At 41.3% G+C, this 21,791-nt stretch carries 16 protein-coding genes; 13 read left to right on the forward strand and 3 right to left on the reverse strand.

Features of this window, described 5'->3' with window-relative positions; all coding sequences use genetic code 11:
• From T356_RS0115555 to T356_RS0115565, 3 genes are all read left to right on the forward strand, one after another.
• A complete protein-coding gene (locus tag T356_RS0115555) occupies positions 1–1,758 on the forward strand; it encodes a zinc ribbon domain-containing protein (protein WP_026515287.1) in 1,758 nt (585 codons plus the stop codon).
• A gap of 46 nt (positions 1,759–1,804) precedes the next feature.
• The gene (locus T356_RS0115560) at positions 1,805–3,994 is read left to right on the forward strand and encodes a DUF1266 domain-containing protein (RefSeq protein ID WP_026515288.1); all 2,190 of its coding nucleotides are present in this window, start codon (positions 1,805–1,807) and stop codon (positions 3,992–3,994) included.
• A 77-nt stretch (positions 3,995–4,071) separates the two neighbouring features.
• Positions 4,072–4,395 carry a hypothetical protein gene (locus T356_RS0115565; RefSeq protein ID WP_026515289.1) on the forward strand — a complete coding sequence of 108 codons (324 nt, stop codon included), beginning with the start codon at positions 4,072–4,074 and terminating at the stop codon, positions 4,393–4,395.
• Positions 4,396–4,758: 363 nt separating this feature from the next.
• Here T356_RS0115565 and T356_RS0115570 read toward each other — a convergent pair whose 3' ends face one another.
• The 3 genes from T356_RS0115570 to T356_RS20615 form a co-directional block, all read right to left on the reverse strand.
• Positions 4,759–5,634 carry a phosphoribosylaminoimidazolesuccinocarboxamide synthase gene (locus T356_RS0115570; protein WP_026515290.1) on the reverse strand — a complete coding sequence of 292 codons (876 nt, stop codon included), beginning with the start codon at positions 5,632–5,634 and terminating at the stop codon, positions 4,759–4,761.
• 31 nt (positions 5,635–5,665) lie between these two features.
• On the reverse strand, positions 5,666–7,306 hold the full coding sequence (locus tag T356_RS0115575; protein WP_026515291.1) for an ABC-F family ATP-binding cassette domain-containing protein: 1,641 nt from the start codon (positions 7,304–7,306) through the stop codon (positions 5,666–5,668).
• Positions 7,307–7,470: 164 nt separating this feature from the next.
• Complete coding sequence (locus tag T356_RS20615; RefSeq protein WP_026515292.1) at positions 7,471–8,328, reverse strand: AraC family transcriptional regulator; 858 nt, start codon at positions 8,326–8,328, stop codon at positions 7,471–7,473.
• 79 nt (positions 8,329–8,407) lie between these two features.
• Between T356_RS20615 and T356_RS0115585 the strand changes: the two genes are divergently transcribed.
• The 10 genes from T356_RS0115585 (at position 8,408) to T356_RS0115630 (ending at position 21,569) form a co-directional block, all read left to right on the forward strand.
• Positions 8,408–9,586 (forward strand): iron-containing alcohol dehydrogenase, encoded by a 1,179-nt coding sequence (locus T356_RS0115585; protein ID WP_026515293.1) that lies wholly within the window; start codon positions 8,408–8,410, stop codon positions 9,584–9,586.
• Positions 9,587–9,696: 110 nt separating this feature from the next.
• Complete coding sequence (locus tag T356_RS0115590) at positions 9,697–11,004, forward strand: MFS transporter (protein ID WP_026515294.1); 1,308 nt, start codon at positions 9,697–9,699, stop codon at positions 11,002–11,004.
• A 128-nt stretch (positions 11,005–11,132) separates the two neighbouring features.
• Complete coding sequence (locus T356_RS0115595; RefSeq protein ID WP_026515295.1) at positions 11,133–11,513, forward strand: hypothetical protein; 381 nt, start codon at positions 11,133–11,135, stop codon at positions 11,511–11,513.
• Positions 11,514–11,710: 197 nt separating this feature from the next.
• The gene (locus T356_RS0115600) at positions 11,711–12,568 is read left to right on the forward strand and encodes an ROK family protein (RefSeq protein WP_197020930.1); all 858 of its coding nucleotides are present in this window, start codon (positions 11,711–11,713) and stop codon (positions 12,566–12,568) included.
• 37 nt (positions 12,569–12,605) lie between these two features.
• The gene (locus T356_RS0115605; protein WP_026515297.1) at positions 12,606–15,071 is read left to right on the forward strand and encodes a beta-mannosidase; all 2,466 of its coding nucleotides are present in this window, start codon (positions 12,606–12,608) and stop codon (positions 15,069–15,071) included.
• Between the two features lie 57 nt (positions 15,072–15,128).
• Entirely contained in the window at positions 15,129–16,112 is a 984-nt protein-coding gene (locus tag T356_RS0115610; RefSeq protein ID WP_026515298.1) for a glycosyl hydrolase, read from the forward strand.
• Positions 16,109–17,191, forward strand: a complete 1,083-nt coding sequence (locus tag T356_RS0115615) for an SGNH/GDSL hydrolase family protein (protein ID WP_026515299.1) — start codon at positions 16,109–16,111, stop codon at positions 17,189–17,191. Before T356_RS0115610 ends, T356_RS0115615 begins: the two co-directional genes overlap by 4 nt.
• Before the next feature lie 43 nt (positions 17,192–17,234).
• The gene (locus T356_RS0115620) at positions 17,235–19,406 is read left to right on the forward strand and encodes an alpha-galactosidase (protein ID WP_026515300.1); all 2,172 of its coding nucleotides are present in this window, start codon (positions 17,235–17,237) and stop codon (positions 19,404–19,406) included.
• Positions 19,407–19,510: 104 nt separating this feature from the next.
• Positions 19,511–20,548: a LacI family DNA-binding transcriptional regulator gene (locus tag T356_RS0115625; RefSeq protein ID WP_026515301.1), complete on the forward strand. Its 1,038-nt coding sequence runs from the start codon at positions 19,511–19,513 to the stop codon at positions 20,546–20,548.
• Entirely contained in the window at positions 20,538–21,569 is a 1,032-nt protein-coding gene (locus tag T356_RS0115630) for a LacI family DNA-binding transcriptional regulator (RefSeq protein WP_026515302.1), read from the forward strand. The genes T356_RS0115625 and T356_RS0115630 overlap by 11 nt, the downstream gene beginning before the upstream one ends.
• Positions 21,570–21,791 lie beyond the last annotated feature (222 nt).

Consider the following 21,791-nt stretch of genomic DNA (forward strand, 5'->3'; position numbering starts at 1 on the left):
ATGAAATGCAATAATTGCGGAAGTGAAATAGAAGAGGGAAAAGACTTTTGTCCGATCTGCGGAGTTCGTATATTAAATTATGATGTTGATGTCCTGAATTCCGGATGCATGGAAGAAAATGCAGTGAATGAGCAGGTGCAGATGCCTAATGAAAAAAATCCGAGTGGGCAGATGCAGCAACATATTGAGCCGGCGCCGGATAATAGGCTACCTGATAAAGAACATGAAAAAAAAGATATACCAAAAGCTTTATTGGTTGTTTTGGTTCTTTTAGTCTTTTCGGTTGTAGCAGGCGGTGTTTGCTTTATTGGATATACAGCATTCAAGACAATCTCTGAGAATGCCGATTTTGGAAGCGTTTTAGAAGGCGATGATGCAGAAAAAGACAAGGCAGAAGATGACATTGATAAATATGTCAATAAAGGAACAGGTCTTCCCGGAAAAAACATGATTTCTGTTAATGGCATAATATGCAATTCGGCAGGTGCTGTTAATGAGACTTTTAAAGGGACGATATCGTATGAATTTTATACGGATCCCGAAGGTGAAGTCGGAGTGCTCATTGATGACGGAGAAGCATACCTGATCGATTCGAGCCTCAATGTGACTCTTATTGATAAAGGCTGTACTGATGTGGTCATGAGCTATACAGGCGAATATATTTATATGGGTACCTCAGAGGAATCCAAGCTCGGAAAGGGCTTGTGCGTATATGACGTAGCAAAGAATGAGTATAGCCTGATAAAAGAATGCAATATTACCGAAACATTCTGTATTGCCGTGTCACCTGACGGAAAGACAGCGCTTGTTTCAAGGGATGATGGCGTTTTTATGATGGGGCTCGACGGATTGGATGAGAAAATTTACGATCCGAGGGATATTCCTTTTCACGTATATGGAGTATCGGATGACAGAACAATAGCATATTTTAGTGCATATTGTGAGCATGGTATCTACTGCTGGAATGAAGGCGAATTAGTAAAGGTATATAGTGCGATTTTAGATGGAGCTGTTGCATTTAATTCCGATTGTAAAAAAATATTATTCAAGCCGGAGGAAAAGGGATTATATTACTTTGATCCTGCTACGATGACCGAGAAAAAAGAAGTTTTTCCTTACAAATATATACTTGCGCGGTATAAAGGAAAAGAGTTTATTTGTGAAGATGAAGTGATCAATTACTTTCCTGAAGCCGAGTCTTTTGAAGGGATGTATTTAGTGGCAGATCAAGCCGGTTTTTGGCTGAATGCCGATATGGAAACTATACGCATGGATAATTCTATTGCGGAAGAATATTCGGGCGCGGATTTTACAGTTTATGACTATGATGTTGAAGCGCTAAATGCAATTACATACAAAGACGGAGAAACAAAGACAGAAGCGATTTATCAGGGGGATAGGTCTTTTTCTTGTTTTGCTGTAAGTGATGATGACAGTGTTGTGTGGATTTCTGTAGATGATACGCTTTTTATGTACAAGGATGGAGCTTTAATAAAAGAGGCATTACATACTACCGATGCGGGTATAGTGGAAGTAATGAATGATCCTTTGAGTGATAAGATTTACGCCATGGACAGTGACGGGAAATTATATATGATTGATGAAAATGGAGAAGCTACTGAACTTGCCATATTTAATGAGAGTTCTTCTTTATGGCAAAGAGTATATCACGGAAAAAGAATGATTTTTGTCAGCGATGGTACTGAGGAGATTGAATATGTAATTCTTATAAATGGTTGGTTAATAAAGAAAGATTGAAAGGTACAAGTTTATTTCCGGTGCAACCGGTTTGTGGAGAAGAAATATGAGATGTAATAATTGTGGTAATGAAATTGAAAATGGAAGTAATTTCTGTACGTATTGCGGAGCTCGTGTAGTGAATGGGCCTGTTAATGTTCAGCAGCCCGTTGGCAATATGCAGCAGCCTGTGAGCAATATACAACAACCCGTAAGTAATATGCAGAATAACGGGACATACATGGGACAGATGCCTGTAACACTGAATAAGGCTAATGTCAAAGCACCTCAAAACAGCAAGGATAATAAAGCATTATTGACCATTCTGGTAGTGTTTATTTTTTCGCTTGTAGTCGGAACTGTTTGTATTATCGGATATAAAGTGTTTAGTAAGTTTTCTGTACAGCGTGTCGGTGTCTTAGAGGATACAGATTCAGAACCTGGGGAACAGGAGAATTATGAACTTGAAAAAGATACGATCTATAGCGGAATGGATGAGAATATGGTAAGTGAAGATCTTATCGCATGGTTAAATGCAACTTATGCCATCCAGACAGATGCCAATGAACTTGATCTTACTGTTATAGGTGGAATGGATCCCGATGATAGTAACGTTGGGGCAATTGAAGAAGGACTTAAAGCCGGATGGGGAATAAATAATAAAGAGGATCTGGTACAGAAAGTCGGTAAACTCGTTGCCGATGACGGAGATCCTAGCGATGACGGCTGGGACTATTCACGTGCAGAGGAACTTTTGGCGCACGGATACTGCGTTGGCTGGTTTAATCTTGGAGAATATCTTGGATATGCTGTTCCAATCGGTAAAAAGATTCAGGATAGATTTGGAAGTTGGGATGAATTTGGAGATGATTACGTTACCAATTACATGTCCTGGGTTGCAAACGGAGGCATGGGCTTTGCCGGAGATATCAATCAAAGATGCACATCTCATCAAATTTTTGTGACCGGCGCGGAATACTATTATGGTCCTTATGCTGTTGATTTTGATATGCAACTTGGATCTTCTGCAATCGCTTCTTACTACGATTCAATGGATCGCAATAAGGAATTTCCCGATGCAAGTGACAAGATTTCGGAACATGTAAAAGGATATATTGCGCCGACAGAACTCGGAGTCAAGACAACAAGCGGAATTATTCAGATCGATGGCGATTTATATATGATGCCTGCTCCCGTAAAAGCATTTTTGGATAACGGATGGGAAATCGATGAAAGTGAGAAAAATGCAATGCTTTCATGGAATAAAGAAACAGAGCTTACTTTGAAGAGAAACGGAAGAGAGCTTGTACTTGGCGCATATACATTTGCCAATACCTCCGGGGCGGTAGAAAACGGTTATGTTGACAGGTTTGATATTGAAGCTAAAAATGGCATCGAATATGTATTGCCCGGAGGAATAACAACTTCAAGTACACATGATGAAGTTGTAGCTGCACTACGCGCCGAAAGTTCCAGAGAATTCAAAGAGGGAAACGGTGGTAGCATTGATATATCTCTTGCCGGAAGAGCGGAGCAATATACAACCAATGATATCAATTTCTGCTTTGACAATGATAAAAAGATAAGTGTGATCTTTTACAATTGCAATAGTTATTATGCGGATGACGCTGAATCAACTGTTCGAAACATTATCTTTGACATGTTGGATCAGAATATCGGTGATGCGAATAACAGAAAAGCTTATCTTGATGCCAAATACGGCGGTTCAGCCAAAAAGGAGCCTGTCATAGATGAGCTTAGTTGCACTGAATGTGTAATAGGTAATGAAATATATTCGATCAATAAGACTATTTCTGAATTATTTGATAGTGGCTGGGAACTGGATGATTCAAGTTATTCGGGAAATCTGCTTGTTCAACCAGGCGAGAGCAAAGTATTTTTTATGCATTATATGGGAATTGATGGAGCCGGAGCATATTATGGATATTATAATTATTCCGATTCACCTGTTAGGATAACAGACGCGAAGTTTAATATTCTTCATATAAAAGATTCTAATTGGAGAGTAACAAGTTATCTGCCTGTTAAAACTGCTAAAAAGATGACATTGGGTAATTCATATTCCGAGCTTGTAACATATTTTGGAGAAGCACAAATTCCCGATAATGTTGAGCAGGAAAGACAAGGCAGACATATGACCGCATACGACTATGATCTACAGGACGGTAAAGTACGTTTCATGATCTATGATGATGACAAGACTGTAGGAGATATCATCTTTTTGCAAGTGGACTAATGTCATTATTACGTATCAGTGTTGTTTTGGAATTAATTCTATTGCGGTATATTACCAAACAAATATGGAGATAGAATATGAATAGAAATAATAAATCAGGAAACATTTTAATACTACTTTTATTTCCGGTGATCTTGGTGGGTGTTTCAGTAATATCATACGTCTTATCATGCATCCTTGAAGCATTGAACGCCATAGGATCACTCCACGCCTTCTTTTCCTATCTTCCTTTATGGTTCTTCTTCTTTGCCCCGATTCCATGCGCCATCCTCGGCTTGGTAGGAGCCTTTAAAGCCAAGAAAGCCGGGATTAAAAGCCTATTTATAGCAGGACTGGCAGAAATGGCCGTTCTATTAGTCGTTGGCATCTGGTTTATAAGAGCATTATTTACAACCATATAGAAAGATTATGGGATGCAATTTTTGTTGCAGCGAATTCCATAAAAAAATAGGAGATCAGTAATCAGTAATCAGTAATAAGTAATAAGTAATAAGGACTACCCACAATATATCTGAGTGATATTCTTTCATAGACAGCCACGAAGGCATCTGCCCAAAAATGCTTGTTTTCGGACGAGCAAGATGATTTACAAATAAAAAAACTCCGGAAATACTGACTGTTCTGAGCAACGTCGAAAGGAAGTATTTCCGGAGTTTTTTTATTTAGTAAATCACTGCGCAGCCGTACACAAGCATTTTTGGGCAGATGCCTTCGTGGCGTCCCCATGAAAAAAGGCCACCACTATGTTGTGGCAGCCTTGATCTTTATGCGTTAAGTTCTGAACCTGTGAGGAGCTTGTAGGCTTCAAGGTACTTTGCGATAGTTTTGTCGATTACATCCTGAGGAAGATTGTAGTCACACTCCGGATTAGCCTTTAAGTAGTCGCGAACGAACTGCTTGTCAAATGAAGGCTGACCGTGTCCGGGCTCATAACCTTCAACAGGCCAGAAACGTGAGCTGTCAGGTGTGAGCATCTCGTCTGCAAGTACAACCTCGCCGTTCTCATCGATACCGAACTCAAACTTTGTGTCAGCAATGATGATGCCGCGAGTGAGAGCGTAGTCTGCACATTTCTTGTAAAGAGCAATTGTGTAATCCTTGATCTTTGTTGCGTATTCAAGACCTTTTCCGGGGAATGCCTTCTCAAGTACCTCTACGCTGCGGTCGAAGTCGATGTTCTCATCGTGATCGCCAATCTCAGCCTTTGTGCTGGGAGTGTAGATGGGTTCAGGGAGCTTGTCACACTCTTTAAGTCCTTCGGGAAGCTTGATTCCGCAAACAGTTCCGTTTTCTTTATAGCTGTTCCAGCCACTTCCTGTGATATATCCACGAACGATGCACTCAACGGGAACCATGTTGAGCTTTTTGCAAAGCATGCTGTTTCCTGTAAATTCCTCGCTTCTGAAAAATTCAGGCATATCGTTTGTATCAACGCTTACCATGTGGTTGTTTACGATGTCCTTGGTATAATCAAACCAGAACTTTGACATCTGGGTCAACACAGCACCCTTTTTGGTAACTTTGTTCTTGAGAATTACGTCGAAAGCGGAGATTCTGTCTGTTGCAACCATGATAAGGTTCTCTCCGATATCGTAAATTTCTCTTACTTTTCCTTCTTTTACGGGACTAAATGTCTGCATGCTATTGCTCCTCCTAATATAAATGCTTTAATCAGTCGTCTTCCTCTTCATCGGCAACTGTATTATAAACTGTACGTTTTCTGGCCATCTCATCACTCTCGAGATATTCGTCGTAAGTAGAACGCTTGTCGACAAGTGATCCGTCGGGGAGAATTTCCATTATTCTGTTTGCTGTTGTCTGAACAACCTGATGGTCACGGCAAGCGAAAAGTTCTACGCCGGGGAATTTGATCATTCCGTCGTTGAGAGCGGAGATTGATTCCATATCAAGGTGGTTTGTGGGCTCATCGAAGATAAGGCAGTTTGCGCCGCTTATCATCATCTTGGAAAGAAGGCAACGAACCTTTTCTCCTCCGGAAAGGACCTTAACCTTCTTTACACCGTCTTCGCCGGCGAAGAGCATACGTCCAAGGAAACCTCTTACGTAAGTTGCGTCCTTTATCTCGGAATAGCCTGTAAGCCACTCGGTAATGTTGTAGTCGTTATCAAACTCTTTTGTATTATCCTTGGGGAAGTAAGCCTGTGAAGTTGTTACGCCCCATTTGTATGTTCCCTCATCGGGTTCAAGTTCGCCTGTAAGAATCTGGAAGAGAGTAGTCTTGGCAAGCTCATTTCCGCCTACAAAAGCAATCTTGTCATCATGCTGTACAACGAATGAGATGTTATCAAGGATCTTCTCGCCGTTTATTGTCTTTGAAATTCCTGAAACAGTAAGAACTTCATTACCAATCTCACGCTCAGGTCTGAAATCTATATAAGGATATTTTCTGCTTGAAGGCTTGATCGTATCGAGCTCGATCTTCTCAAGAGCTTTCTTTCTTGAAGTAGCCTGCTTTGATTTACTTGCGTTAGCTGAGAAACGAGCGATGAACTCTTTAAGTTCCTTGATCTGTTCCTCTTTCTTCTTGTTGGCTTCCTTCATCTGACGGATCATGAGCTGTGATGATTCGTACCAGAAGTCGTAGTTACCGGCATAGAGCTGAATCTTGCCGTAGTCTATATCAGCAATGTAAGTGCAGACTTTGTTGAGGAAGTAACGGTCGTGAGATACAACGATGACTGTGTTCTCGAAATTGATAAGGAACTCCTCAAGCCATGCGATAGCATCAAGATCCAAGTGGTTGGTAGGCTCGTCGAGGAGCAGGATATCGGGGTTACCAAAAAGAGCTCTTGCAAGAAGAACCTTGACCTTCTGATTACCGTCAAGTTCTTTCATGAGCTTGTAGTGATTTTCTGTCTCGATACCAAGTCCGTTAAGGAGACTTTCTGCATCTGATTCAGCTTCCCATCCGTTCATCTCGGCAAATTCTGCCTCGAGCTCACTTGCACGGATTCCGTCCTCATCAGTGAAATCTTCCTTTGCATAAATAGCATCTTTTTCATTCTTAATCTCAAAAAGACGGGCATTTCCTGATATAACAGTATCAAGAACTACCTTATCGTCATATTTAAAGTGGTCCTGCTCAAGGAATGACAAACGCTGACCGTCAGTGATAACGACATCGCCGTTTGTTGTCTCAATCTGACCTGATAAGATCTTCAAAAAGGTAGATTTGCCGGCACCGTTGGCACCGATGATTCCGTAGCAGTTTCCTTCGGTAAATTTGATATTTACGTCTTCGAACAGAGCTTTTTTTCCAACTCTTAGTGTTACGTTATTAGCACTTATCATTAAAAATAGCCTCGCTTATAAATATAGAAATAGTCTTTGCAACATTTCGTATTATAGGAGAATCTACCATAAAATGCAATATGAACAAAAAATAGGAAGCCTGCATATCAAAATATAAGAAGTGAAATGCAGGCGTATGAAGTATATTTCAAGTTAGAGTCGGCTTAAGCTGAGAAACCGGCGCGATATTCGCTTGGTGACATATTTTTTTGCTCTTTAAAAACCCTGTTAAATGATGAGATACTTTGGAATCCTGACAACATGGCAATTTCAGTTAAGGACATTTTTTCGTTGGACATCAGTTCAGCGGCTTTTTCAACTCTTATAAGATTGAGCCATTTATTGTAATTTAGGCCGGTTATCTCCTTAAAAATGCGCGAAAAATAGTCTTTGCTTATGCCGGCTTTTTTTGCCATTTCCGACTGGGTAAGGCTATCGTCTGTCAGGTTGTTTTTTATATAGTCTGTGACCTTTATCATCTTGAAGTAGAGCTCATCGGTGACGGAAGAGTAGTTATCGGTAAGTTCTCCGCTAAGTTCCTGCTTGTGTTCGTCGAGTACGAGCATAAACTCGAAAATAAGCATGGTACACAGCATCTCTTTATTACTTTTGTTAGACAAATAGGTATCGCGCATTTTGCGGGCAAGTTCACCAAGTTTAAGTGCAAGTTCTCTGTGTGTATTTATGCAGATTACGTGTAAATTGTTATAATAGTGTATGATCCTTTTGAAATCAAAGACAGCATCAGCTATGGTGCTGCTAAATTGTAATATAATAGAGCACGTTCTGTCGGCATCGACGATCTCGTGCATTTCAAGCGGCCAGATGAGTACGATGTCACCTTCGACAAGGTTATAAATTTTCTGGCCTATCTTATATATATTCTTTTCGCCGGGACCAACGAGGATTATTTCGCCAAAGGAGTGCCAGTGTGACGGAAATGATCTTTCTTCGGATCCGGTTGCTAGATTAAACGCATGGGAAGCTTGAAACGGAAAAGTCTCATATTGGCTTAAATCCATGGTTATACCTCCGTTTTAGTATTTTTATGCATATAATTTAATTTTATACGATTATTATGAGGAAAGGAATGGACAAAAAATGGATAATTTCACTTTTTATTCGCCAACCTATTTTGTTTTCGGCAAAGACACCGAGAACAGCGCGGGGGAGTATGTAAAAAGATTTGGAGGAAGTAAAGTTCTCATTCATTACGGCGGCGGAAGCGTCATAAGAAGCGGACTTTTGGACAGGGTAAAAAAATCTCTTGAAAAAGAGGGAATTTCATATAAGGAACTTGGCGGAGTAAAGCCAAATCCAAGAAGCGGTCTTGTATATGAAGGAATTGAACTTTGTAAGAAAGAGAAGATTGACTTTGTTCTTGCCGTCGGAGGAGGAAGTACTATAGATTCATCAAAGGCTATCGCGGCAGGAACTCTGTACGACGGAGACTTCTGGGATTTCTATCAGGGCAAAAAGCCTATTGAGAAGGCGCTTCCCGTAGGAACAATTCTTACGATCGCAGCAGCGGGCAGTGAAGGAAGTCCGGATTCCGTTATAACAAAAGAAGAGGGAATGTTTAAGAGGGGCGTTGGCTCGGATGCTCTTCGCCCTAAGTTCAGTATTCTTAATCCCGCACTTACTCAGACACTCCCGCCTTATCAGACTGCTGCCGGTGCTACAGATATAATGGCACATCTCTACGAGAGATATCTTACAAATACCAAGGATGTTGAAGTTACTGACCGAATGATCGAGGCGCTTCTTCTTACAATGAAGCATGAGACACCGAGAGTAATCGAAGATCCGAACAACTACGAGGCAAGAGCAAATATCATGTGGGCAGGCATGATGGCACATAACAATTCCTGCGGCGTCGGAAGAAGTCAGGACTGGAACAGCCACAATATCGAGCATGAGCTTTCTGCGTTATATGACTGTGCACACGGCGCAGGGCTTGCTGTTACGATGCCTGCGGTATTTAACTATGTAATGGATCATGATGTTATGAGATTTGCAAAGGTCGCAACAAGAGTATGGGGATGTCAGATGGACTTTGATCATCCTGAAGTTACGGCAAAAGAAGGAATCGAAGCACTCAGAAACTTCCTGATATCTATAGGAATGCCAAAGAATTTTGAAGAGCTTGGCGCAAAGGAAGAAGATATTCCTAAGCTTGTCGAGGTTCTTTGCAGAGGCGACGGAAGAGACGGAAGCATAAGCGGTTTCGTGACTTTAAATGAAGATGATTGTACTAAGATTTATAAGATGATGATATAAAAAAATTCGTATAAATGCAGGGGGACTGTCTCATTTGGCAGTCTTCCTGTTTTATATTGCGTACTCTTCATATATAATATAATGAACAAAAGTTATATGGAGATACAGAAATGAAACTTAACTACAAGAGAACAATACTAATCGGATTTGCATTTCTTTCAATCTGCGCATTCTGGCAGTTTTACGACAACGAGATCCCAAAGATCTTAAAGTACAGCTTTGGACTCGGTGAGACTGCGACAGGTGTTGTAATGGCACTTGATAACGTGTTTGCGCTTTTTCTTTTGCCCCTATTCGGAAATCTGTCTGACAAGACGGACTGTAGGATCGGTAAAAGAATGCCATATATACTTATAGGAACAGTACTTTCGGTTTCTCTTTTGTACGCACTTATCGCGGTTGCAAGAGAGAGCGGAAATCTTCTGATGTTCATGTTTGGACTTCTTTTTATTCTGTTTGCAATGGGAATTTACAGGTCGCCGGCGGTTTCGCTTATGCCGGATTTAACTCCCGCGCCGCTTCGAAGTTCCGGAAATGCGATAATCAATCTCATGGGAACGGTTGGCGGAATCTTTGTTCTTGTAATGACCAAAGTTATGTTAAAAGAAGCTGACGATCCCGCAAAGACAGATTACATGCCTTTTGTCATCAGCATCATTATATGCATGGTACTGTCGGTCGGAGTTTTGTTTTTTACCATAAATGAAAAGAAAATAAAAAAAGAAATCGAAGATCAGGGTGGACTTAAGTCTTTCGCAGAAGAGCTTGAAAAAGAGGTTTCTGAAAATAAAGACAAGAGCAGTATGCCTCCTGAAGTAAAAAGAAGTCTGATTTTCCTTCTGGTCTCGGTATTTTTCTGGTATACAGCGTATAATGCGGTGACTACGGCTTTTTCGCGATTTGTCGGAGAGGTGTGGAATCTTCATAACAATGATTACGCTACATGTCTTCTTGTTGCGACGGTTGCGGCTACATTAAGTTACATTCCGATTGCCTATATATCTGCAAGGATAGGAAGAAAAAAGACCATTCTTGCCGGAATCCTTTTGATGGGGGCAAGTTTCATAATTACAGGTTTTTATCCGCACTTTTCTTTTTCAATAAATGCCTTTTTTGCATTTGTGGGAATAGGCTGGGCGGCCATCAATGTCAATTCTTATCCGATGGTTGTTGAGATGTGCAAGGCGGATGAGATAGGAAAGTATACCGGAATGTATTATACGTTTTCCATGGCGGCGCAGGTATTTACTCCTGTATTTTCGGGATATCTGCTCGAGCATATTTCTTACAAGACGTTGTTCCCTTATTCGTTCATATTCTCGGGACTTGCGTTTGCCACAATGCTTATGGTAAAGCACGGAGATACGAGACCTTGCAAGAAGGGCAGTATTCTTGAGAACTTTGATGTTGATGATTAGTCTGATTGTCAGTGAAATTCTATACTAAATATAATGTTCAAAAATAAGTCACAAAGGGTTCATACCTTTCTGTTGTTTGGCAGATATAATGGTGATTGTTATTTGGGGATAACAGAAAGGAAGGGTGTATGAAATACTTAAAGGAACATTGGCCGGTCTTGTTGGTGGCGGTCACAACAATTTTTTGTATATTTGAATGGTTTGTATCAGGGACAGTAGACGCAGGTGATGTTATCTTCTTCTTTATTTTGTGCTTTGGATTCATAATTCCTGTAAGCTTACTGATAGCATCTGCGTGGTACGGTTATAAGATCAGGAATGCAAAGAAATGGCTTATGTGTTTGGCTTTTTGTATTCCGGGAGTATTACTGCTTATCATAGCGGCAAAATCACTTCTTATCTTTGCTTCATTACCGTTTATCATACCTTCACTTATAGCATCGCTTATTGGTATGGCAATTGGATGTCTTATATGGAAAGCAAGGAATATGGAGAATAATCCTGCATAATATTAGGGCAGCTTCTCGAAAAAAGAGAAGCTGTTCTTTTTTATATCAAATTGCTTTCCTATGATATAAAAAAGCTATTGAAAAAAAGATTGATATGTGCAATATTTAAGTAAAATACAAACGCGCTATATTTGAGTTAAGTTAATTTAATTAAAATATGGATTGAGTTTTTTTGATAAGAACGGAGGGGAATGCAGATGTTTGGCGCGATAGAAGCAGGTGGAACAAAGATGGTTTTGGCAGTTGGGGACAACAAGTCAAATATTGTAGATATTACAGAGATAAAAACGAGAAGTCCGAGGGAAACAATTCCTGAGATTATGGATTTTTTTGGAAATTATGACATTGAAGGCATGGGAATAGGAGCGTTCGGCCCCGTGTGCCTTGACAAAAACTCGGCGAGTTACGGAAAAATTGGGAAAAGCCCGAAACTGGAATGGGTGGGTTTTTCATGGATGGAAGCTTTAGGTAAAGCAGATTATCCGGTGACAATAGATACCGATGTCAATGCGGCATGTCTGGGCGAAGTCAAATATGGAAACGGAAAAGGGCTGAAAAACGTAATCTACATAACAATAGGTACCGGAATCGGAGTGGGAGTTTATGCTGAAGGCAAGCTCCTCCATGGAGCGCTCCATCCCGAGGCAGGGCATATTCTTTTGCCTGTGAGCGGTAGAGACGATTTTGAAGGAATCTGTCCGTATCATAAGAACTGTTTTGAAGGACTGGCATCGGGACCTGCAATAGAGGCTCACTATGGCAAAAAGCCGCAGCATTTGCTTGATGATATGAGCGTTTGGGAGCAGGAAGCAGACTACATCGGAAAGGCATTGATGCAATATATATGTTGCTATTGCCCTGAGAAGATTATACTCGGAGGTGGTGTCATGCATATAGAAAAGCTCTTTCCCATGATCCGTGAGAAAACTCTTTCCTATCTGAACGGATATATTGATACAAAAGAGATGCAGGATATTGAAAGTTATATAACACCGGCGGGACTTATGGGGCAGCAGGGAATAAAAGGAGCATTATTTTTGGCATCACTTAAATAAGATTAGATGAGAGATGCAGTAAATACGGAGACAATAGATGGAAAAATTTGCAATAAATAACTGGATACTGAAAAGGGTATCCGATGGCAGTAAGTACAGGACAGAGGTTCCGGGGAGCGTTCTCTATACACTTCAGAATAACGGAGTAATTCCGAATCCGTTTGTGGCAGACAATGAGAAATTTGCCCTGAAAATGATGGAAGAGGATTATGAATACGAAGCTAAGTTCGATGCCGGTCATGCTCTCATGTCATCTTTGAAAAAAGAGCTTGTATTCGAAGGAATCGATACCGTTGGGGAGGTGTATCTAAACGGAAGCAAAATCCTATGTGCCTGCAACATGCACAGGACATACAGGATTGATATCACAGATTTATTAAAGGAAAAAGACAATGAATTAAAGGTCTGCATCCACTCACCTCTTAAATATATAAAGGATGCATACGGAAAAAGTGAGTGCGACGGAACGGAAGATGCCATGGAGGGCTTTGTCCACATAAGAAAAGCTCATTACATGTTCGGCTGGGATTGGGGGCCGAGAATTCCTGATGCAGGACTTTTCAGACCTGTATATATTCTTGAAATAAATACTGCGCGTATCGAGAATGTCAGGATTCATCAGAGACACTCAGGCGGTAAAGTCGGGCTACGTATTTTTATAGACAGGGCAGTTTCCGGTGATGATACAGGTCTTTCCTGTGATGTAAGTCTTACAGATCCACATGGAAAAGAGCTTACGTATGAAGATTACAGATCAGGCGATGAAATTTTCGTCGAAGAGCCGTTACTCTGGTGGCCGGCGGGATTCGGAGAACAAAATCTCTATAGCTTAAAAGTGAGTTTAAAACTGGGAAATACGGAGCTTGATTCTTTGACAAAAAGAATCGGCCTAAGAACTCTTACCATAAACAGAAAGAAAGATGAGTGGGGAGAGAGTTTCTCGCACTGCATAAACGGTTTTGATGTATTTGCTTTTGGCGCAGACTATATACCGGAAGATAACTATCTGACAAGAATGACACCCGAAAGAACAAGGAAACTACTTGAAGATTGTAAATTGGCCAACTTCAATTCCATCAGGGTTTGGGGCGGCGGCTTTTTTCCGGATGATGCTTTCTATGATATCTGCGATGAGCTTGGGATCATGGTATGGCAGGATATGATGTTTGCCTGCGGTGTCTATGACCTTACCGAGGAATTTGAAGAGAATATCAGGCTTGAAATAAAAGACAATTTAAGACGAATAGCGGATCATGCGTGCCTTGCTCTTATTTGCGGCAATAATGAAATGGAGATGTTCGTAAAAAACGGAGTATGGGTTAAGACTCATAAGCAAAAAGCAGATTATATCAAGATGTATGAATATCTCTTTCCTAAGTGGGTAAAAGAATATGCACCTGATGCGGTATACTGGCCATCCAGTCCGTCGTCGGGAGAATCTTTTGACGATCCCAACGACTTTGACCGCGGAGATGTTCACTTCTGGCAGGTATGGCATGACGGAAAACCTTTTACCGAGTACAGAAAGTACTTCTTCAGATATCTGTCGGAGTTTGGCTTCCAGGCTCTTCCGTCAAAAAAGACACTGGAAACGGTAATGACAAGCGAAGAAGACTACAATCTTTTTTCCTATAATATGGAAAAGCACCAGAGGAACAAATCTGCCAATTCCAAGATAATGCAGTACATGCAGGCAACTTTCAAGTATCCTACGGATTTTGACACTTTGATTTATGCATCTCAGCTTCTGTCGGGAGAAGCGATACGATACGGTGTTGAGCACTTTAGGAGAAACAGGGGAAGATGCATGGGAACTTTGTATTGGCAGCTAAATGACTGCTGGCCTGTTATAAGCTGGGCTTCTGTTGACTATTACGGAAGATGGAAGGCACTGCACTATTATGCCAAGAGATTTTTTGCGCCCGTGCTTCTTAGCTGTGAGGAGACGAGCACTGTATCCGAAGGCATTGAGATAAATTCCGAAAATAGCAGCTTCATACCTGCGATAAAGCTTAATATCTCCAATGAGACCATGACGGAGCGAAAGCTTACTGTGGAGTGGAAATTTAGAGACGCTTTTGGAAAAGAGATTGATGGAAAAGGACTTGAAATCGAAACTTCGGGTACCGTCGATGTAACTGTTTCTCCGCTTTCTTCAAAGTGGGTGACTGAGCAAAGCTTCCCCGGAATCGACATATATTCCTGTTATGTGTCCTTTAAGGCCATAGAAGAGGGCGAGGTGGTGTCGGAAGGCACGGCTCTTTTTGTGCCGGCGAAATATTTCCGTTTTGAAGATCCGGGGCTCACAGTAAGAATGATCTCGGAAAATGAGATAGAAATAAGTGCAAAGGCTTTTGCCAAAAATGTAGAAATAAGAAATGAGAATGACGATCTGGTGTTCTCTGACAACTTTTTTGACATGAATCCAGGAGTAAAAGTTGTCCGTATTATCAGGGGAGATGCCAATAATCTTACGGTCAGAAGTGTTGCTGATATTCACTGAGTGAAAAATAGACTTATCACGGAATGACCTAAAATGAATTTTTACCGGAGGAATTGTATGAGTGACAAGATTTATGAACCGAGTAACGCGAATATGCAGCAGGGCGCAAGAAATGTGCTCAAATATCTGGCCGAGATCACATATGAAAAGATGATCACCGGGCAGCATACGCAGACGATGGAACAGGAAGAACTTAAGCTTATAGAGGAAAAGACGGGAAAGAAGCCGGCGCTTTTGGGCTTTGAACTTTTGTCTTATTCACCGAATATCAACTATCTCGATACAGATGATGAGTGTATGGATGAGATCGTTCACAACAACGGAACGCTTAAGAAAGCCTGGGAATGGGCTGATGAACATGGACTTATCACATTCACATGGCACTGGTTCTCGCCTCTTTACGGCAGGTCTAAGGCTTTTTATACAGAGAATACTTCTTTTGACCCTGAAAAAGCTGCAACTGAGGGTACGGCTGAATATAATGCATTGCTCTCGGATCTTGACGTAATGGCCGGGATACTGAGGCCGTTTTGCGAAAAAGAAATCCCTATTTTGTGGAGACCGTTCCATGAGAGCGACGGAACATGGTTCTGGTGGGGAGCAAAAGGTGCCGAATCCGTCAAAAAACTGTATAGGATAATGTATGAGCGCTTTGTGGGCGTACATCATCTTAACAATCTTATCTGGGTGTGGAACTCGCATATTAAGGAGTTCTATCCGGGAGACGACGTTGTAGATGTGATATCGGTCGACCTTTATACCGATAAGCATGTCCATACAGCATATTCCGGGCAGTATAATGAACTTAAAGAAATAACCGAGATGAAAAAGCCCATGATTCTTGCGGAAGTAGGTGTTCTTCCGAATCCCGAGGATGTTCACAATGAACATATAGGATGGGCGAGCTTTATGACATGGTCTCTGGATTTTTGCAGAACAGAAGAATATAACACATTTGAATTTTTGAAAGATGTATATAACAGCCCGAATGTTGTAACAAAAGAAAATCTACCTAAATTGTATGAGGTTAAAAAGATATGAATGAAGTAGAAGGAATAAAGCGGATAAAAAAACTGATTGATAGAGCCAAAGCGGGTGAAGAACTGGTGCTTGGGTTCTTTGGTGGCTCGATTACTCAAGGATCTTTGTCATCTGAGCCTAAGCTGTGCTATGCGCACAGAGTTTTTGACTGGTTTAAAAAAGAGTTTCCGAATGCGAAGTTTCATTATGTGAATGCCGGAATAGGCGGAACATCCTCATGTTTTGGAGTGTCCAGAGTTTATAAGGATCTGCTTATGTACAGACCTGACTTTGTGATAGTAGACTTTTCAGTGAATGATGATCCGACAGATCTTTTCAAAGAGACATACGAGGGACTGATCAGGCGGATATGGTACTCGGATACAGAGCCTGCAATGCTGCTGCTTAACAATGTGTACTATGACGATGGCAGAACAGCAGAGGATATACATTTAGAAGTCGGAAAGCACTACGGAATTCCCAACGTGAGTATCAAAGATACAATATACAAGAGGATGATTGAAGGGATATATAGAAGAGATGACATTACACCGGATGGACTACATCCCAATGATCTCGGACACGAACTTTTGGCAAAAGAGATAACGGATAAGATCAGAGAAATATGCGGTATGGATGTACCTGCGGGTGAAAGAGATCAGGGAAAAGAACCTGTAACAGCAAATCGCTTTGAAGCTTCTTTAAGATATACCATTGAAAACAGTAGTCCGATATTATCGGGATTTAGAGCCGATGCGAGAGAAAAAGAAGGACATCTTGACTTTTTTAAAAATGGTTGGATAGCTACCAAAACAGGTGATTCCGTTCACTTTGAGTGTAGCGACGTAAGGACGATTGCCGTTCAATACAGAAAGACAATAAAAAGACCGGCACCCGTTGCATTGGCAGTTTTGGACGGGTGCAGGGAAAAAGCTGTTGTCCTTGATTCAAATTTTGATGAAGACTGGGGCGATTGCCTTTATTTGCAGCAGGTGCTAAATGAAAGCGAAAGAAAAGATCACACATTGGATATAGAAATAGTAAGTGCCTCGGAAGAAGACAAAAACAGTTTTTACCTGTTATCATTAATAGTATCTTAAAGCAGAATCGGCGCGACATCACGATAAAGAGATTGGAGGGAAGATGGCGATAGTGTATAACGACAGCGAGCGTACATGGAAACTTGATACGGAAAATACATCATATGTTCTTGGAGTAGTGGATGGGAAGTATCTTTCACATATCTATTACGGCAAAAAGATAAGAAGCGGCGAGCTTTCGTATCTACTAAGACCTGATGAGATTGTTCCTCCGTCAATCAGGCCTGCGGAGCAGCTTGGCTTCATGGATGCGATACAGCTTGAGTATCCTTGCGGCGGAATCGGTGACTTCAGGGAGTGCTGCATTGCGGTAAAGAATGATGCGGGACAGATAGGGTGTGACCTGTCATACAAGAGTTATGAGATTGTAAAAGGGAAAGCAAAGGTTGCGGGACTTCCCACGTGCTTTGGAGATAATGCCGAAACACTTATTGTTAGGCTGGAAGATGAGATTTGTGGTCTGGTGGTATCTTTGTCTTTTACTGTGTTTGATGATTGTGATGCCGTAATACGTTCTGCACTTATCGAGAATAGGGGCTCGAAAATATTATGTATAGAAAGAGCTATGTCTTCCTGCCTTGACTTTGAGATGAGGGACTGCGAAGTTATAACGCAGTGCGGCGCATGGGCAAGAGAGCACATAATTGAAAGGACGCCTCTTAATCATGCGGCTATTACAGCGGAGTCGACAAGAGGCGAAGAAGGTCATGATTCCATGCCTTTTATGGCTGTCGTATCCAAAAATACCGACCGGAAAAGCGGTGAAGTCTATGCTTCTCAGCTAATTTATTCCGGCAATTTTATGGCGAAGGTAAAGAAAAATGCTCACGACCAGATAAGGATGGTCATTGGAATAAATCCCGAGACATTCTCATGGAAGCTTGAACCCGGAGACTCTTTTCAAACTCCGGAGGCGGCTCTCGTCTATTCATCCTGCGGCCTTGGAAAGATGACAAGAGATTACCATAAGCTTTTTAGAAAACATCTGATAAGACAAGACTGGGTGAGCAAGGAAAGACCTATACTTATCAATAACTGGGAAGCAACATATTTTGATTTTGATAAGGACAAGCTTCTTGATATTGCAAAGACGGCAAGGCAGTGCGGAATAGAACTTCAGGTTCTTGACGACGGCTGGTTTGGATATAACAGAAATCAGCCAAGTGGAGGGCTCGGAGACTGGTATGTCAATGAAGATAAGCTGGAAGGCGGCCTAAAGGGGCTGACCGATGAGTTTAAAAAGATAGATATGAAGTTCGGACTTTGGTTCGAGCCGGAAATGGTCTGTGAAGATACAGATCTATATAAAAAACATCCCGACTGGGTGCTTCATCAAGTTGGAAGAACACCGGCCAGAGCACGTGATCAGTGGGTTTTAGATTATTCCAATCCCGAAGTCAGAAACTATATTTATGAGAGTATGGCCAAAATACTTCGTGAAGTTCCTGTTGTGTACATTAAGTGGGATATGAACAGGTCCCTTTCCGACGTCGGTTCTGAGTATCTTCCATCCGACAGGCAGGGGGAGATATGGCACAGACACGTCCTTGGCGTATATGAGATTCAGGAAAAGATAACCAAGGAATTTCCATATGTTCTGATTGAGAACTGTTCTTCGGGTGGAGCCAGGTTTGATGCGGGAATGCTGTATTACAGCCCTCAGATATGGTGCTCGGATGATATGGATCCTGTTGAACGTCTTTCGATACAGGAAGGTACTGCAATGCTTTATCCGGTATCTGCGATAGGATCTCATGTCGCAAAAAGCCCCAATGATATTTCAGGAAGAGAGGTCTCTTTTGAGTCGAGAGCTGTGGCGGCCATGTTTGGGACTTTTGGATACGAGCTTGATGTAACCAAACTTTCAGAAGATGAACTAAAGCAGATTCCAAAGCAGATTGCCAGATACAAAAGCATAAGAAGACTGATCCTTGACGGAGAGTATTACAGGATAGCGTCATACAGAGAAAATAAAGAATATGATGCATATATGATAGTTTCCGAAGATAAAAAAGAAGCTTTTATGATATATATGCAGGTACTTTCAAAGCCATATTCAAGAAGCAGATTACTTAGGCTTGAAGGGCTTGACTCTGATCGGAAATATGACGTAAACGGAAAAGTTTATGACGGAGATGTGCTGATGAATGCGGGACTTTTGATTCCGGGAAGCAAGGACTTTGAAGCGCAGTTCATCAAAATTACAGCAGTATAAAAATAATTTGGGAAACGCTGATTTTTATTGGTGTTTCCCTATTAAACTATTATGGATTGATTATTAAGTTAATTTAATTCATAATAAAAGCCGGAGGATAACAGATGAGACCAAAACAGAAAGTAAAACTAAAAGATATTGCTGACAGCCTGGGAGTATCTGTTGTTACAGTATCTAATTCACTGGCGGGCAGGCCCGGAGTGAGTGCTGAAATGCGCACGAAGATAAAAGAATGTGCGGCAAAGATGGGGCTTGACTACAGTAAATACGGGAAGACTACGCCTAAAAAGGTTGATAATCCGGAACTTATCGGAAAGACCATAAGCGTTATCGTTTCAGAGAGATATATTTATATAGGCGCTTCTTTTTACTGGGAGATGTATCAGAAGGTCGCTTATGCGGTTTCTGAAAATGAATGCTTTACGTCGCTTAGTATAGTCAAAGATTACGATGATGACGAGATACTTCCGCCCGTAACGGATGCTGACGGAGTGATAATAATAGGACCTATAAAAGAAAAGTTTCTTAGCAGGCTGCTGGCGGCAGTTAAAGTGCCGGTAGTTTTCATGGATCAGCAGATTGAGACAGGTAATTACTCTTCAGTTCTGTCGGGAAATTATTACGGAATGTACAGAGCTACCAAGGAACTGGTTAAAGCGGGGCATAAAGAGATAGGATTTGTCGGAGCGCTTGATTATTCCAGAAATATAATTGACAGATACTATGGATACAAGAAGTGCATGCGTGAGAACGGCCTTAAAGTGAATCGCGATTGGCTGTTGCCGGATAGGAGCGGAAATGACGAAACTCTTATGATAGAGCTACCCAAGAAACTGCCCACAGCATTTGCATGCAGCAGTGATTTTTCTGCCGGATTGTTATATGAGGCGCTTAAAAAGCAGGGAAAACGTGTTCCGGAAGATATATCGATTGTCGGTTATGACAATTACCTGCTTAACAGCGATCTTGAAGGAAAGCTTACAACTTACAACGTCGATCTTGTCAAGATGGCCAGACTCACAGTGGAGCAGGTCATTAACGAGATAGAGGATCCGTCGCTTGCGGGGACGATATTTGAGGTGGATTCTAATGTTGTAAAAAGGACATCAATAAAAGAGTTGAGGGATAATAATGCAAAGTGATGTTACATTGTCTGATATTGCACAAAAGCTTGGCGTAAGCAGCGTTACCGTGTCGAAGGCTCTTGCCGGGAAAAAAGGCGTTAGTGATGAACTGCGTGAAGAGATAATAAATCTTGCTGATGAATTGGGATATGTCAGAAGGGAAAAGAGCCATCATCCAAAAAAGAATACCGTAATAGGCGTGATAGTGGCAGAAAGGTATCTGAATCACAGCAGGTCATTCTACTGGCATATTTATAAAGAATTATCGGTGCAGTCAAATGATAAAAGAATCCTTACTCTTTTAGAGGTTATAAACAGAGAGGCAGAAGAGTCTGAAAGTGTTCCCAATCTCGTTGCACAGGAAAGTGTGGATGGGCTGATAGTTCTTGGAGCATTTAATGTCGGATATCTTCGTATGCTTAGAAGTGAGGCTAAGATACCGATGCTTTCGCTGGATTCCTTATATGAGGAGATAGAAGGTGATGCGGTGATAACCGATAATATTCTCGGAGGATATGAGATCACAAGGTATCTGTTTGATAAAGGGCACAGGAAGATTGGATTTGTCGGTACTTTGAAGGTGACTCCAAGTATTGATGAACGGTATATAGGAATGTGTAAGTTTCTGTCATCTGCAGGTCTGGATGTCGAGTTTAGGGATAATCCATTGGTGATCAATGACAGAGATAAATATGGTAATCTTGACGCAGAGGGGACATTTGCGCTTCCTTCGGCAAAAGAGATGCCGACAGCATTTTTCTGCAATTGTGATGTAGCTGCGCTCTTGCTTATCGAGCATTTGAAAGAAAAAGGATACAAAGTTCCCGAGGATATTTCTGTCATCGGATTTGATAATTATGTACCCGATATGAACAAGAGTATTGAACTTTCAAGTTATGAAATAGATCTGAGTGTAATGATAAGTAAGGCAATGGAACTGCTGACACAGAGACTTCGCAGTCCCAATATGCCTTTCAGCTCCGCGATGATACGCGGAAAGCTGATCGTCGGGGACTCTGTGAGAGCTGTCGGAAAGTAGGAAAAGCGCTCCGCTAAGGATGCGCAGCTCGCGGAGTAGAAAATAATTGCTTCGCAATACCGCTCGCGCGTGGGCATTTCGCGAGCGAATGTTTTAATTAATTTAAGTTAATTTAAGAAGATATGTCTATAAATAATTAACAATATTTAAGGAGCCGTTTTGTTGATGATTAACGAAACGGCTCTTTTTTACTGAATTTTGTAAAAGTACTATTGAAAAATG

This window comes from Butyrivibrio sp. LB2008 (genome assembly GCF_000621565.1).
In the GTDB taxonomy this organism is placed as follows: Bacteria; Bacillota; Clostridia; order Lachnospirales; family Lachnospiraceae; genus Butyrivibrio.